Source organism: Mesorhizobium sp. ISC15 (assembly GCF_037162615.1).
In the GTDB taxonomy this organism is placed as follows: Bacteria; Pseudomonadota; Alphaproteobacteria; order Rhizobiales; family Rhizobiaceae; genus Mesorhizobium; species Mesorhizobium mediterraneum.
The window spans coordinates 3806700-3818991 of the sequence record NZ_JAVSPX010000001.1 but is presented as its reverse complement, the minus strand read 5'-3'; the positions used below and the strand labels follow the sequence as shown (position 1 = coordinate 3818991).

16 protein-coding genes are annotated in these 12292 nt (G+C 62.4%); 8 read left to right on the top strand and 8 right to left on the bottom strand.

Features of this window, described 5'->3' with window-relative positions:
• Position 1 precedes the first annotated feature (1 nt).
• On the bottom strand, positions 2 to 1105 hold the full coding sequence (locus RPG13_RS18330) for an NAD(P)/FAD-dependent oxidoreductase (protein ID WP_337127030.1): 1104 nt from the start codon (positions 1103 to 1105) through the stop codon (positions 2 to 4).
• A gap of 257 nt (positions 1106 to 1362) precedes the next feature.
• Between RPG13_RS18330 and RPG13_RS18325 the strand changes: the two genes are divergently transcribed.
• A complete protein-coding gene (locus RPG13_RS18325) occupies positions 1363 to 2613 on the top strand; it encodes a cytochrome P450 (protein WP_337125696.1) in 1251 nt (416 codons plus the stop codon).
• Between the two features lie 25 nt (positions 2614 to 2638).
• Positions 2639 to 3370 carry a transporter substrate-binding domain-containing protein gene (locus tag RPG13_RS18320; RefSeq protein WP_337125695.1) on the top strand — a complete coding sequence of 244 codons (732 nt, stop codon included), beginning with the start codon at positions 2639 to 2641 and terminating at the stop codon, positions 3368 to 3370.
• On the opposite strand, the gene RPG13_RS18315 is transcribed toward RPG13_RS18320, so the two are convergent.
• From RPG13_RS18315 to RPG13_RS18290, 6 genes are all read right to left on the bottom strand, one after another.
• Positions 3367 to 3717, bottom strand: a complete 351-nt coding sequence (locus RPG13_RS18315; protein WP_337125694.1) for a cupin domain-containing protein — start codon at positions 3715 to 3717, stop codon at positions 3367 to 3369. The genes RPG13_RS18320 and RPG13_RS18315 overlap by 4 nt on opposite strands.
• Before the next feature lie 21 nt (positions 3718 to 3738).
• Positions 3739 to 5019 carry an O-acetylhomoserine aminocarboxypropyltransferase gene (locus tag RPG13_RS18310; protein WP_337125693.1) on the bottom strand — a complete coding sequence of 427 codons (1281 nt, stop codon included), beginning with the start codon at positions 5017 to 5019 and terminating at the stop codon, positions 3739 to 3741.
• Between the two features lie 247 nt (positions 5020 to 5266).
• On the bottom strand, positions 5267 to 5788 hold the full coding sequence (locus RPG13_RS18305) for a CoA-binding protein (protein ID WP_337125692.1): 522 nt from the start codon (positions 5786 to 5788) through the stop codon (positions 5267 to 5269).
• Positions 5785 to 6567, bottom strand: coding sequence for an AAA family ATPase (locus RPG13_RS18300; protein WP_095485807.1), 783 nt, complete (start codon positions 6565 to 6567; stop codon positions 5785 to 5787). The genes RPG13_RS18305 and RPG13_RS18300 overlap by 4 nt, the downstream gene beginning before the upstream one ends.
• A gap of 10 nt (positions 6568 to 6577) precedes the next feature.
• Positions 6578 to 7000 (bottom strand): VOC family protein, encoded by a 423-nt coding sequence (locus tag RPG13_RS18295; RefSeq protein WP_337125691.1) that lies wholly within the window; start codon positions 6998 to 7000, stop codon positions 6578 to 6580.
• A 2-nt stretch (positions 7001 to 7002) separates the two neighbouring features.
• A complete protein-coding gene (locus RPG13_RS18290) occupies positions 7003 to 7824 on the bottom strand; it encodes an enoyl-CoA hydratase (RefSeq protein WP_337125690.1) in 822 nt (273 codons plus the stop codon).
• A gap of 167 nt (positions 7825 to 7991) precedes the next feature.
• On the opposite strand from RPG13_RS18290, the gene RPG13_RS18285 reads away from it, so the two are divergent.
• From RPG13_RS18285 to rpsI, 5 genes are all read left to right on the top strand, one after another.
• Entirely contained in the window at positions 7992 to 8447 is a 456-nt protein-coding gene (locus RPG13_RS18285; protein ID WP_292222091.1) for a PaaI family thioesterase, read from the top strand.
• Positions 8448 to 8497: 50 nt separating this feature from the next.
• Positions 8498 to 8689: a type II toxin-antitoxin system HicA family toxin gene (locus RPG13_RS18280; protein ID WP_126107518.1), complete on the top strand. Its 192-nt coding sequence runs from the start codon at positions 8498 to 8500 to the stop codon at positions 8687 to 8689.
• An 18-nt stretch (positions 8690 to 8707) separates the two neighbouring features.
• Complete coding sequence (locus RPG13_RS18275) at positions 8708 to 9106, top strand: type II toxin-antitoxin system HicB family antitoxin (RefSeq protein WP_126106872.1); 399 nt, start codon at positions 8708 to 8710, stop codon at positions 9104 to 9106.
• Between the two features lie 281 nt (positions 9107 to 9387).
• Positions 9388 to 9852, top strand: coding sequence for a 50S ribosomal protein L13 (gene rplM / locus RPG13_RS18270; protein ID WP_091591498.1), 465 nt, complete (start codon positions 9388 to 9390; stop codon positions 9850 to 9852).
• A gap of 1 nt (position 9853) precedes the next feature.
• On the top strand, positions 9854 to 10336 hold the full coding sequence (gene rpsI / locus RPG13_RS18265) for a 30S ribosomal protein S9 (RefSeq protein WP_023717316.1): 483 nt from the start codon (positions 9854 to 9856) through the stop codon (positions 10334 to 10336).
• A 78-nt stretch (positions 10337 to 10414) separates the two neighbouring features.
• On the opposite strand, the gene RPG13_RS18260 is transcribed toward rpsI, so the two are convergent.
• Entirely contained in the window at positions 10415 to 11323 is a 909-nt protein-coding gene (locus RPG13_RS18260) for a LysR family transcriptional regulator (protein ID WP_337125689.1), read from the bottom strand.
• 94 nt (positions 11324 to 11417) lie between these two features.
• Between RPG13_RS18260 and RPG13_RS18255 the strand changes: the two genes are divergently transcribed.
• The gene (locus RPG13_RS18255) at positions 11418 to 12290 is read left to right on the top strand and encodes an aldo/keto reductase family oxidoreductase (RefSeq protein WP_337125688.1); all 873 of its coding nucleotides are present in this window, start codon (positions 11418 to 11420) and stop codon (positions 12288 to 12290) included.
• The last annotated feature ends 2 nt before the right edge of the window (positions 12291 to 12292 follow it).

Below are 12292 nucleotides of genomic sequence, written 5' to 3'. Positions count from 1 at the left end.
CTCAGGCCACCTCCGCCCTTAGCCATGTCTTCAAGCCCGCGATATCGCCGTCGCCGACGGCCGCCGCTACGCGCCTGCCGACCGCTGCGCCGAATTTGTAACCGTGGCCGGAGCAGGCCGAGACAACAAGGCATTTCCCCTTCTCATGCGCCAGGAACTTCTCGTCGGCGGTGAATGTGTAAGCGCAGGTGACGACTTCAGTCACCTCATACTCATCGATGCGGGCGATCGGCGGCGAAAACAGGTTGCGGATCGCTTCGCCCTCGCCCGCCACTGGCCGCCGGTTCCAGTCGGCGTCGCTGGTCGGCACCCTGTGCAGCCCTGAGCCGAATTTCATGCCGGCCCCGCCGGAGGGCGGGATCACGTAGCCGTCGACAGCACCACCGACATCGAGGATGACCGGGGCCTCCTGCCACGCCGCTTTCAAGTCCGCCGGCGGTTCGACATAGGCGAGCGCGTTGCGCCAGGTCTTCAGTTCGCCGTCCAGTTCCGGAAACAGCTTCAGCACCCAGGCGCCTGATGTGACGACGATGCGGTCGGCCTGCATCGTCTCGCCGCTTTCAAGCACGATGTGACCGGCCTCAGCGTCGATCTTCGTCACCTTGCTGTTTTCGTAGACGTTGGCGCCGTTGGCCCGCAGCCATTTGGCGAGTCCCGCCGCGATCTTGCGGCAATGCAGTACGCCGCCCTCCGGCGAGAAGAAAGCGTAGCGAAAACTTCCGCTCTCGAGGAACGGCCAGCGCGCAACGGCCTCGCCCGGCTCGATCATATCGAAGGCAAAATCGCCGGCCGCCAGGCCGTCGCGCATCTGCTCGGCGTCATCACCCTCGTCGCGCGAAATGCAGATGAAGCCGCGCGGATCGAGATGGTTTTCGCCGAGATCAACCCACATCTCGTCCCAGGCCTCATAGGCTTCGGTGATCAGCCGGCCATAGCCCGCCGCTGCACCATAAGCGCGGCGGATGATGCGGTGATGATCGCCCGAGGCGGCAAGCGGATTGGGAATCGCTCCCTGCTCGACGATCGTGACCCGGTGCCCGGCCTTGACCAACGACCACGCCGTCGAAAGCCCTGCGATGCCTGCGCCAACCACGATCACATTCATCAAGTCAGTCTTTCCGCAGCCGTGTCGGCTGGCTCAACGCGCTTTTGTGCATGTCGTTGTCCCAAAACCGCTTCACACTTTTGGGCGACATGCATCGAACTATCGGGCGCCCAACATACGGTCTGGCATCAAGCTGGCAAGCCTTGGAGCGCCGCGCGTCGTTCGACGCGCAAAGGACGCTCCAAGACTTTGAATCTGCGCATGATCCCCAGCGAAAACCGATTCCGGTTTTCGGGCTCATGCGCTAATGGTCTGCTATGACCGACTTGACGCCGCCTCCCTACCTTGCCTTCGATCCAGCCACCCGCCGTGTGCGGATGGATCCGCACGAGCCGGCTTTTTTCCAGAACCCATACGAGGCCTATGCCTTCATGCATGGCGCATCGAACGCCTTCTTCTGGGAGGAGTTCGGCTTTTGGTGCTTCGGCGGCTTCGACGACGTCAACCGGTTGTTGCGCGACCGCCGCTTCGGCCGCCAGAACCCGGCCGGCATTCCCGACAGCCGGGGCACCGGCCAGGACCGCTCGCATCTCAGCGCCTTCGACGGCATCGAGGCCAATTCGATGCTGGAGCTGGAACCGCCCGTTCACACCAAGCTCAGAACGCTGGTCAACCGCGCCTTCGTCTCGCGCCAGGTCGAGCGGCTTCGGCCGCGCGTCGAGGCGCTCGCCAACGAGTTGATCGACCGTTTCGAACCGGATCAGGTCGATCTGCTGCCGGCTTTCGCGTCGCCTTTGCCGATCACCATCATTGCCGAGATGCTCGGCGTGCCGGTCGAGATGGGGCCGCAACTGCTCGACTGGTCGCATCAGATGGTCGCCATGTACATGCATGGCCGCACACGCGAAACGGAAGAGACAGCCAATCGCGCCGCGCGCCATTTTTCCGATTTCCTGCGCAGCTATGTCGCGGAACGGCGGAAGAAACCCGGCGACGATCTGTTGTCGCTGCTGATCTCGGCGCAAGACGATGGCCAAAAACTCTCGGAGGACGAGCTGGTGTCCTCCGCCATCCTGCTGCTCAACGCCGGCCAAGAGGCAACCGTCCACCAGACCGGCAACGCGGTGCGCTCGATCCTTGCGCAGGGCGGCGACCCGCGCCGCTTCTTCATTTCTACGGAAGCGACCGCCGCGACCGTCGAGGAATGCCCGCGCTTCGACGCGCCGCTGCACATGTTCACGCGTTATGCCTATGAAGAGATCGAGGTCGCTCCGGGCATTCTCGTGCGGCCGGGCGAGACGATCGGCCTGCTGCTCGGCATGGCCAATCACGATCCCCTGGCCTTTGCCGAACCCGCTGCTTTCCGGCCCGGCCGTGCCGACCAGAAGAACGTCTCGTTCGGCGCCGGCATCCATTTCTGCATCGGCGCGCCGCTCGCCCGGCTCGAATTGCAGGTGTCGCTGAAAACCCTGTTCGACCGGCTACCGCGGCTCTATCTCGCCGAACAGCCGCGCTTCCGCGACACCTATCATTTTCACGGGCTGGAAGCGCTCGTGGTGACCTTTTGAAAGCCCGACCCGAGGCCCAGGCCACATGACTGAAAAATTGACCTTCGCTTTTCTGCAGGAGCCGCCCTTCTGCTTCACCGACGCTTCCGGGGAAGTCGCTGGTTGCGACACGGAGCTTGCGCGGAAGGTTTGCCAGACCCTTGGGTTAAAGGCCTTTTCGCCTGTCGAAACCGAGTTCGCCAGATTGCTTCCAGGATTGACCAGTGGCGAGTGGAACATGACCACCGGCCTATTCATCTCGGACGAACGCAAGAAACCCGTCGACTTCACGCGACCGATCTGGGTGTTGCAGGACGGGTTGCTCGTCGCGAAAGGCAATCCGCGCGAATTCAAGGGCTATCGATCCATCGCCGAAGATGAGGCGGCGTTGATCGCCGTCATATCGGGCCAGATCCAACATCAGACAGCCTTGCAAAATGGCGTTCCACCCGAGCGGATAAGAATTTTCGCCACGCAAGCGGGCGCGGCCGATGCTGTCGCTGCCGGTGTCGTGCATGCCTATGCCAGTGTCGCCATGGCGCATCGGGGCTACCTGGCTCAGCGTCCCGACGCGCCTCTTGCGGTCATCGACGTTCCGGCAGCCGAAAAAGAGCCGGCCGCCGGCGCTTTCGCTCTCGCTAAGGGCGACGCGGCGCTCCGCCGGCGCATCGATTCATGCCTGGAAGATTTGCTGGGAACTTCCTGGCACAGGGACATGATGAGCGGATACGGATTTTCCGATACCGACATCGATTGCCTTCTGAGCCCAACGCTCTAAAGGCGGATCACATACTCCTTGCGCGTCGTTTCAAGCACTTCCCAGCTGCCCCTAAAGCCCGGCCTGAGCACGAAACTGTCGCCGGCCCTGACGGTGCGCGCCTCGCCGCCCTCCTCGGCGATCACTGAAACGCCCGACAGGATGTGGCAGAATTCCCACTCGTCATACTCGATGCGCCATTTGCCCGGCGTCGCCTCCCAGATGCCGGCATAGAGCCCGCCGTCGCGTTCCTCGACATTCCAGGTGCGAAACTTCGGATCGCCCGAGATTAGGCGACCCGGCGCCGGCGCGCCAAGTTCCGGTTCGACGCTGTCGACATTGACGGAGAGAAATTTCGGCGCGGTCATGGAAACTCCTTCCAGCGGGGATCAAACCTTGGCGAGAGCCTGTTCCAGATCGGCGACGATGTCGTTGACATCCTCGATGCCGACGGAGAGCCTGACCGTATCCGGCCCAGCGCCCGCCGTAACTTTCTGCTCGTCCGACAATTGCCGATGCGTGGTCGATGCCGGGTGGATGACCAGCGACTTGGTGTCGCCGACATTGGCAAGGTGCGAGAACAGTTCGAGCGCCTCGACGAATTTGATGCCCGCCGCATAGCCGCCCTTCAGGCCGAAGGTGAACACCGCACCGGCGCCAAGCGGCGAGTACTTCTTCTGCAGCGCGTTGTTCTTGTCGCTGGGCAGGCCGGGATAGGACACCCAGGCGATCTTCGGGTGGTTGGACAGCCAGGCGGCGACAGTAACCGCATTGTCGCAATGGCGCTGCATCCTGAGCGGCAGGGTTTCCAGGCCCGTCAGGATCAGGAACGCATTGAAGGGTGAGATCGCCGGGCCCATGTCGCGCAGGCCAAGCACGCGCGCGGCGATGGCGAAAGCGAAATTGCCGAAGGTTTCGTGCAGGACGAGGCCGCCATATTCGGGGCGCGGCTCCGACAGCATCGGATATTTGCCGGATTTCGACCAGTCGAAGGTGCCGCCGTCGACAATGGCGCCACCGATGGAATTGCCATGGCCGCCGATGAACTTGGTCAGCGAATGCACGACGATGTCGGCGCCATGCTCGATCGGCCGTACCAGATAGGGCGAGGCCAGCGTGTTGTCGACGATCAGCGGCAGGCCATGTTTGCGAGCGATGTCGCCGATCTTCTCGATGTCGACGAAGACACCGCCTGGATTGGCCAGGCTCTCGATGAAGATCGCCTTGGTCTTGTCGTCGATCTGGCTTTCGAAGGTCGAGATGTCGTTGGTGTCGGCCCAGCGCACCTGCCAGCCGAAATTCTTGAAGGCATGGCCGAACTGGTTGATCGAGCCGCCGTAAAGCCTTGTCGCGGCAACGAAATTGTCGCCGGGCTGCATCAGATTGTGGAAGACGAGCACCTGCGCGGCATGACCCGACGCCACGGCCAGCCCTGCCGTGCCGCCTTCGAGCGCCGCGATACGCTCTTCCAGCACCGCCTGGGTCGGGTTCATGATGCGGGTGTAGATGTTGCCGAAGGCTTTTAGCCCGAAAAGCGAGGCGGCATGGTCGGCATCGTCGAAGACAAAGGAGGTCGTCTGGTAGATCGGCGTGGCACGCGCGCCGGTCGCCGGATCGGGCTTGGCACCGGCATGGACGGCGAGCGTGTTGAAACCGGGCGTGCGGGTCATCGAATACCTCCCTTTGAACCTTCTGAAAATCGCCGGGCATTCTTGGCGAAGCCCGGTCACGAATGCAAAGAAGAAAATGCCCTTCGACGCACGTTCTGTGATCGAGGCGCGAGAAAATGTTCCGATTACCGGAATAAATTTCCGTCTCGAGCCTGATCCAACCCGATAGGATCGGGATGGGGCTCTATCTTTCTTGTTTGACCATGATCTTTTCCGAAAGCCGGTTTCCACTTTTCGGGATCATGGTCTACTTCTGGCGAACGCCGAAGCTCTGGAATCCCGGCCGCATCAGCGGCTTCTTCGACGACAGCACGCCGGAGTTGACGCCGGTCCAGCCGATTTCACCCGACAGCTTGCCATACTCGATCTTGGGGCAGCGGTTCATCACCACGTTGATGCCGGCGGCCTCGGCGCGCGCGGCCGCCACGTCATGGCGCACGCCGAGCTGCATCCAGACGACTTTCGGCAACGGATCGAGCCGCAGGACCTCGTCGACGACGCCCGGCACTGCCGCGGAAGCGCGAAAGATGTCGACCATGTCGACGGGCTCGGGGAGATCGGCGAGCCTAGCATAGACCGTTCGGCCGAGGATTTCCTTGCCGGCCTGTCCCGGGTTGATCGGAAACACCGAAAACCCTTTGGCGAGCAGATATTTCAGCACGAAGTAGCTCGGCCGCACATCATTGGCGGACGCGCCGACCATGGCGATGGTCTTCACCGAATTGAGGATGCCGGCGATATAGGCATTGTCGTAGGCGTCGTGGTTCATGCCTCGTCCTCATACAGAGCTTCGGCGAGAAAACCATCCGGATCGTTGCAGAAACTGCGCATCATCCGAAAATGGTCGGTATCGCTGAAATCGGTCGGGTCGAGGCCGAACCGGCTGATGCGGAACAGCCGCGCGCCGGGACAGGCCATCAGCAGCGGCGAATGCGTCGCCATGATCACTTGCGCCGTGCCGGATTGGTCCATCCGCCGCAGCATCTTGAGAAGCTCGATCTGGCGCGTCGGCGAGAGCGCGCTTTCGGGCTCGTCGAGGATGTAGATGCCTTGCCGGCGGCAGCGCTCCTCGAAGAAACGGATGAAGCCCTCGCCATGCGACCAGGACAGGAAATCGGGCGGAGGTGGCTTGAACGGATCTTCGAGTGCCGCCTGATCGAGATAACGGGCGACGGAGTAAAAGGATTCAGCGCGAAAGAACCAGCCGGCGGTGACTTTCGGCAGCCAGTGACCGCGCAGCGTCTTAGCCAGTGCGGCGCCGCTCGTATCGATGGCAGCTGAATGGTCGATGGGCATGTAGCCCTTGCCGCCGCCGGCCTCGTCGTATCCGGCCAGCGCGCCGATCGCCTCGAGCAGCGTGGATTTGCCGGTGCCGTTCTCGCCGACGATGATGGTGATCGGCGTGGTGAATTCGAGCTCGAAATCGTGGCTGCGGAAGATCGGCAGGTTCCAGGGGTATTTTTCCCAATCTGCGACCCGCGCCGGCTCTATGAGGATGCGCTTGAGATAGGGAGCCTTCAGCCGCGTCAGTTGCTTGCGGGGAGCCATGCGGCAGCGATCAGTCCGGCAGCGAGATCGTTCCGTCTTCCGCGATCGGAAAAGCCGGATTGTGCGCCACTTCCCAGACATGCCCTTCCGAGTCGGCGAAATAGCCATACCAGCCGCCCCAGAAGGCGCGGCCGGCCGGCTTGACGATACGACCGCCGGCCTTCTCGGCCATCGCAAGCACGTCGTCGACTTCCGTGTCGGAGCGGGTGTTGTAGGCGAGATAGACCGCCGACGGCGCCGTGCCGAAGGTGATGCCCGAATCCTCTTCGGCGCTTTCACGCGGAAACAGGCCGAGAATGACGCCGCCCATCTGGAAGAAGGCGACGCCGTCGGTGATTCCGGCATGGCGGGTCAGGCCCATCGCCTCGTAGAAGCGCGTGGCGCGCTCGAGATCGTCGACGGCGATGGTGATGATTGAGATGCGGGGTTCCATCTCTAATCGTCCGTCCATTCCGGCTTGCGCTTGCCGATGAAGGCGCCAATGCCCTCTTCCGCGTCGCGTGCCAGCATGTTTTCGACCATGACGCGGCCGGTATAGGCATAGGCCTCGGCCAGCCCCATCTCGGCCTGCGCGTAGAACGCCTCCTTGCCGGTCTTCACGACCAAAGACGATTTGGCAGCAATGGTTTGCGCGTATTTGGTGACAATCTGGTTCAGATATTCGCGCGGCACCACGCGATTAACCAGGCCGAATTCCTTGGCCGTCGCCGCATCGATGGTCTCGCCGGTCAAAAGCATCTCCATCGCGTGCTTGCGCGAGACGTTGCGCGACAGCGCCACCATCGGCGTCGAGCAGAACAGGCCGATATTGACGCCGGGCGTGCAGAAGGTCGCCTCATGCGAGGCGATGGCGAGATCGCAGCTCGCGACCAGTTGCGCCCCGGCTGCCGTCGCCAGACCATCGACCTCGGCGATCACCGGCCTGGGATGGCGCACGATCGCCTGCATCAGTTCCGCGCAAGCGGAAAATGTCTCCTCGAAGAATGCCTTGCCGCGATCGGCATCAGTGCGGCGCGCGGTCATTTCCTTGAGGTCGTGTCCGGCGCAGAACACTTTTCCGGCCGCTGCCAGGATAATGACGCGGACGGATCTGTCTAATTTCGCGCGGTCGAGCTCCGCCGTCAGCGCCGCCATCACCGCCAGCGACAGCGCATTGGCCGGCGGATTGGCAAGCGTGAGGCGCAGCACGCCCTTGTCCAGTCTCGCGACAACAGGACCTTCGGCAACGGCCGGCTTGATGGCGACGATTTCGGCCATGTTCTCCAACCTCTTCATTGGCCAGCGGCATCGGATTCGTGGGCCATGAAACAAAAGAACTAGCACGCTGCCGATTGAAGAACAGCCTTGAGACGTGTTTTCTCAAACCCGACAATTGGCCCAGGCGTCCACCTGACCCCGTGCCGGCTCCATATAGGAAACCGCTTATGCCCGTCCAAGACAATCTCAAACCGGTGCTGACGGCGGCTGAAATCAATGCGCTGATGGCAACCGTCTACCCACAGCTCAACGACCAGTTCACCTTCTACGAGGCGATCGACGTGTTTCCGGGCGGCTGCACGGTGCGGCTCAATGCCGACGAGCGGCATTTGCGCCCCGGCGGAACCGTGTCCGGCCCGTCGCTGTTCACGCTGGCCGACATAGGCGGCTATGTCTGCGTGCTTTCGCATGCCGGGCCAGATGCGCTTTCGGTCACCACCAACCTCAACATCAATTTTGTCCGCAAGGCCGAGGCCGGGCCGATCGACGGCCATTGCCGCATCCTAAAGCTGGGCAAGAGCCTGATGGTGTTCGATATCGACATCGTCGCCGGACCGGAAGGACACACGGTAGCACACGCGACGGGGACCTATTCGATTCCGCCGACGCGGGCGCCTTCTTGACAATTGAATTTCCAGTTGATGTGTATATATGTGCGCATAAGTGAACTTTGCTGGAACGTGACAGCCGCAAGATCGTGAAGCGTCTCAAGGACGATGGTTTCGAACTGATTTCCGTACGCGGCTCGCATCACAAATTCCGAAGGGGCGAGATCGTGTTGATCGTTCCGCATCCCGAGAAGGATCTGCCAACCGGCACCGCTCGCGCGATCGCCAAGCAGGCAGGCTGGATAAAGACGAGCTGAAGTGCCCTGGAGATTGCAATGAAGAACTATTTCGCACTGGTCGACAAAGATCCCGACAGCGCATTCGGCATCCGCTTTCCGGACATTCCCGGCTGCTTTTCGGCTGCGGACGCGGCAGAAGACATCGTGCCCAAAGCCGTTGAAGCCTTGCAATTGTGGGCAGAGGATATGCCCGTTCCGGAGCCGTCCAACCACGAAGCGATTGTCGCGCTTCCCGACATACGCAACGCGCTCGCCGAAGGAGCCTATCTGGTCTCGGTGCCGCTCATCGACAATGACAGCGCCGTCGTCAGGGCAAACGTGACTTTCGAGCGCGGCGTTTTGCGGGCGATCGACATCGCAGCGCGCGAACGCGGCATAACGCGATCTGCGTTCCTCTCCAGCGCGGCCCGCAAGGAAATCGAGGCAAAGCACTAAGGCCGGATTCGGCACCGCAGGTAACACTAAATCGATGTGGTAAAATAATACCTCTCATTCAATCCTTTGTTTTTGCCTGATTTTCTGCGCCACTCGTCTTTAAATTCGCCTTGACGTGATGCCCTCCCCTCGCCTATAAGCCCTCACGAAGCAGCGGCCCGCAAAGGCCGCCGTTTTGTTATTGGCGGCGGGCAAGCGCTCGGCGCCAATCCAAGCAACAAGAAACGCCTTCCCTTGTCATTCGTGAATAAGGGACGGTCCGAACCGAAAGCAACAAATCCATGACAACCTTTTCGCAGAAGCCTGCGGATGTGGTGAAGAAGTGGGTGCTGATCGACGCCGAGGGTCTCGTCGTCGGCCGTCTCGCCACTGTCATCGCCAATCATCTTCGCGGCAAACACAAGCCCACCTTCACCCCGCATGTCGACGACGGCGACAACGTCATCGTCATCAATGCCGACAAGGTGGTGTTCACCGGCAAGAAATTCACCGACAAGGTTTATTACTGGCACACCGGCCACCCCGGCGGCATCAAGGAGCGCACCGCGCGCCAGCTGCTCGAGGGCCGCTTCCCCGAGCGTGTCGTCGAGAAGGCCGTCGAACGCATGATCCCGCGTGGCCCGCTCGGCCGTCGCCAGATGAAGAATCTCCGCGTCTATGCAGGCACGGAACATCCGCATGTCGCCCAGCAGCCCGTCACGCTCGACGTGGCCAAGCTGAACGCCAAGAACAAGAAGGTTTCGTAAAATGGCTGAGCTTTCCTCGCTCGCAGAACTCGGAACTGCCACCGGCAACACCAACACGCAGCCGGCTGCACCCGTCCATGTCCAGAAGCTCGACAAGTCGGGCCGCGCCTATGCCACCGGCAAGCGCAAGAACGCCATCGCGCGCGTCTGGGTGAAGCCCGGCTCCGGCAAGATCGTCGTCAACGACAAGGTGTTCGCCGAATATTTCGCGCGCCCGGTCCTGCAGATGATCCTCAACCAGCCGATCATCGCCGCCAACCGCGCCGGCCAGTACGACATCGTCGCCACAGTCATCGGCGGCGGGCTTTCCGGCCAGGCCGGCGCCGTGCGCCACGGCATCTCCAAGGCGCTGACCTACTACGAGCCGGCGCTGCGCGCCGTGCTCAAGAAGGGCGGCTTCCTGACCCGCGACAGCCGCGTCGTCGAGCGCAAGAAGTACGGCAAGGCGAAGGCCCGCCGCTCCTTCCAGTTCTCGAAGCGCTAAGCGCTGCGCAGCTTCAGACATTCGAAAGGGCCGCCTCCGGGTGGCCTTTTCTTTGGCGATTACTAACCTGGCCCAAATTCAAGGCCGATCAGCCGGTATTTTGATGAAGTCGATGAACGCCCGCAACGGCGCCGGCACGAGACGCCGGCCGGGATAATAGAGAAACGGCCCGGAGAAGCTCTGCCACCAAGATTCGAGGACGGGTTCAAGCGCACCGCTCTCGAAGTAAGGGCGAAGCCAATCCTCGAAAAGGCTGACAATGCCGGTGCCGGCGATGGCCGCATCGACAGCGAGATCGGCCGCTCCGCCCAAGGTCACGAGAAGCGGCCCCGTCGGATCGACCCGCACCACCTCGCCGTCGCGTTCGAACTCCCACGGCGGCAGCGCACCGCTGGCGAAGCGGCCACGCAGGCAGGCGTGACCGAGCAGGTCGCGCGGGTGTTGCGGCCGGCCATGGCGATCAAGGTAGGTAGGGCTGGCGGCGGTGGCGAAGCGCTGCACCCGCGGTCCGATCGGCACCGCGATCATGTCTTGTTCCAACCGCTCGTCGTAACGGATGCCGGCGTCGCAGCCGGCCGCCAGCACGTCGACAAAGCTCTCCTCGGCGATCACCTCAAGCCGGATGCCGGGATACGCGGCGAGGAAACGAGGGACGATACCGGGCAGCACCAGCCGCGCCGCGCTGACCGGCACGTTGAGGCGCAATGTACCTGCCGGCCGATCGCGGAAGCCGTTGACAACGTCAAGTGCTGTCTCGACCTCGGTCAAGGCTGGGCCGAGCCGGGCCAGCAAGCTCGCACCCGCTTCAGTCAGGACGACGCTGCGGGTCGTCCTGTTGAGCAGCCTGACACCGAGCTGCGTCTCGAGGCGGCGCACCGCCTCGCTCAAGCCCGACGCACTGCCGCCGCTGGCACGGGCGCCATCGCGAAAGCCCTTGGCCCGCGCCACAGCTACGAAAGCGTTCAGATCTCCGAGATCGATCTTCATTGTTCGACATTCCGTACAGCCCGTGCGGAGTGTGCCCAATTATCGTGAGATCGGATAGCGCCTATCTCAGCCTTATCTTGAACGGAGATAGACCATGTCCAGCATCGACAAGTCAGGCACATTCACTCTCGGCGACCGCACCGTGAAGCGGCTCGGCTACGGCGCCATGCAGCTCGCAGGACCCGGCGTGTTCGGTCCGCCCAAGGATCACGACGCAGCCTTGGCAGTGCTGCGCGAAGCCGTTGCGCGCGGGGTGAACCACATCGACACCAGCGACTTTTATGGCCCGCACGTCACCAACCTACTCATCCGTGAGGCGCTCGCGCCCTATTCCGACAACCTGACGATCGTCACCAAGATCGGTGCGCGGCGCAGCGCGGATGGCTCGTGGCTTCCGGCCTTCTCGCCCGAAGCGCTGACGGAGGCGGTGCACGACAATCTGCGCAATCTCGGGCTCGACGTGCTGGATGTGGTCAACCTCAGGATCATGTTCGACGCGCATGGCCCCGCCGAAGGGTCGATCGAGGCGCCGCTCACTATGCTGGCCGAGCTGCAGCGACAGGGCCTGGTGCGTCATATCGGGCTAAGCAATGTCACGTCAGCACAGATCGAAGAGGCGCGGCGGATCGCCAAGATCGTTTGCGTGCAGAACCAATACAATCTGGCCTACAGGGGCGACGATGTCTTGATCGATGAACTTGCTCGTGACGGCATCGCGTACGTGCCGTTCTTTCCGCTCGGCGGCTTCAACCCGCTGCAGTCGTCTACCCTATCCGGCGTCGCTCAGCGCCTGGGCGCCACGCCGATGCAGGTCGCGCTCGCTTGGCTGCTCCGTCGCGCGCCGAATATTCTTTTGATTCCAGGCACCTCGTCGGTCGCGCATCTCAGGGAGAATCTCGCCGCAGCCGAACTCGATCTACCAGAGGACGCCGTGAGCGAGCTGGACGGCGTGGCGATGGCTGCCTGACG

Bases quoted from the DNA above. Each gene is read 5' to 3' on its own strand.
- RPG13_RS18285 (WP_292222091.1), top strand. From the start codon at position 7,992: ATGCCCGTCCAAGACAATCTCAAACCGGTGCTGACGGCGGCTGAAATC.
- RPG13_RS18275 (WP_126106872.1), top strand. From the start codon at position 8,708: ATGAAGAACTATTTCGCACTGGTCGACAAAGATCCCGACAGCGCATTC.
- RPG13_RS18315 (WP_337125694.1), bottom strand. From the start codon at position 3,717: ATGACCGCGCCGAAATTTCTCTCCGTCAATGTCGACAGCGTCGAACCG.
- RPG13_RS18310 (WP_337125693.1), bottom strand. From the start codon at position 5,019: ATGACCCGCACGCCCGGTTTCAACACGCTCGCCGTCCATGCCGGTGCC.
- RPG13_RS18320 (WP_337125695.1), top strand. From the start codon at position 2,639: ATGACTGAAAAATTGACCTTCGCTTTTCTGCAGGAGCCGCCCTTCTGC.
- RPG13_RS18305 (WP_337125692.1), bottom strand. From the start codon at position 5,788: ATGAACCACGACGCCTACGACAATGCCTATATCGCCGGCATCCTCAAT.
- RPG13_RS18325 (WP_337125696.1), top strand. From the start codon at position 1,363: ATGACCGACTTGACGCCGCCTCCCTACCTTGCCTTCGATCCAGCCACC.
- rplM (WP_091591498.1), top strand. From the start codon at position 9,388: ATGACAACCTTTTCGCAGAAGCCTGCGGATGTGGTGAAGAAGTGGGTG.
- rpsI (WP_023717316.1), top strand. From the start codon at position 9,854: ATGGCTGAGCTTTCCTCGCTCGCAGAACTCGGAACTGCCACCGGCAAC.
- RPG13_RS18295 (WP_337125691.1), bottom strand. From the start codon at position 7,000: ATGGAACCCCGCATCTCAATCATCACCATCGCCGTCGACGATCTCGAG.
- RPG13_RS18260 (WP_337125689.1), bottom strand. From the start codon at position 11,323: ATGAAGATCGATCTCGGAGATCTGAACGCTTTCGTAGCTGTGGCGCGG.
- RPG13_RS18300 (WP_095485807.1), bottom strand. From the start codon at position 6,567: ATGGCTCCCCGCAAGCAACTGACGCGGCTGAAGGCTCCCTATCTCAAG.
- RPG13_RS18290 (WP_337125690.1), bottom strand. From the start codon at position 7,824: ATGGCCGAAATCGTCGCCATCAAGCCGGCCGTTGCCGAAGGTCCTGTT.
- RPG13_RS18255 (WP_337125688.1), top strand. From the start codon at position 11,418: ATGTCCAGCATCGACAAGTCAGGCACATTCACTCTCGGCGACCGCACC.
- RPG13_RS18330 (WP_337127030.1), bottom strand. From the start codon at position 1,105: ATGAATGTGATCGTGGTTGGCGCAGGCATCGCAGGGCTTTCGACGGCG.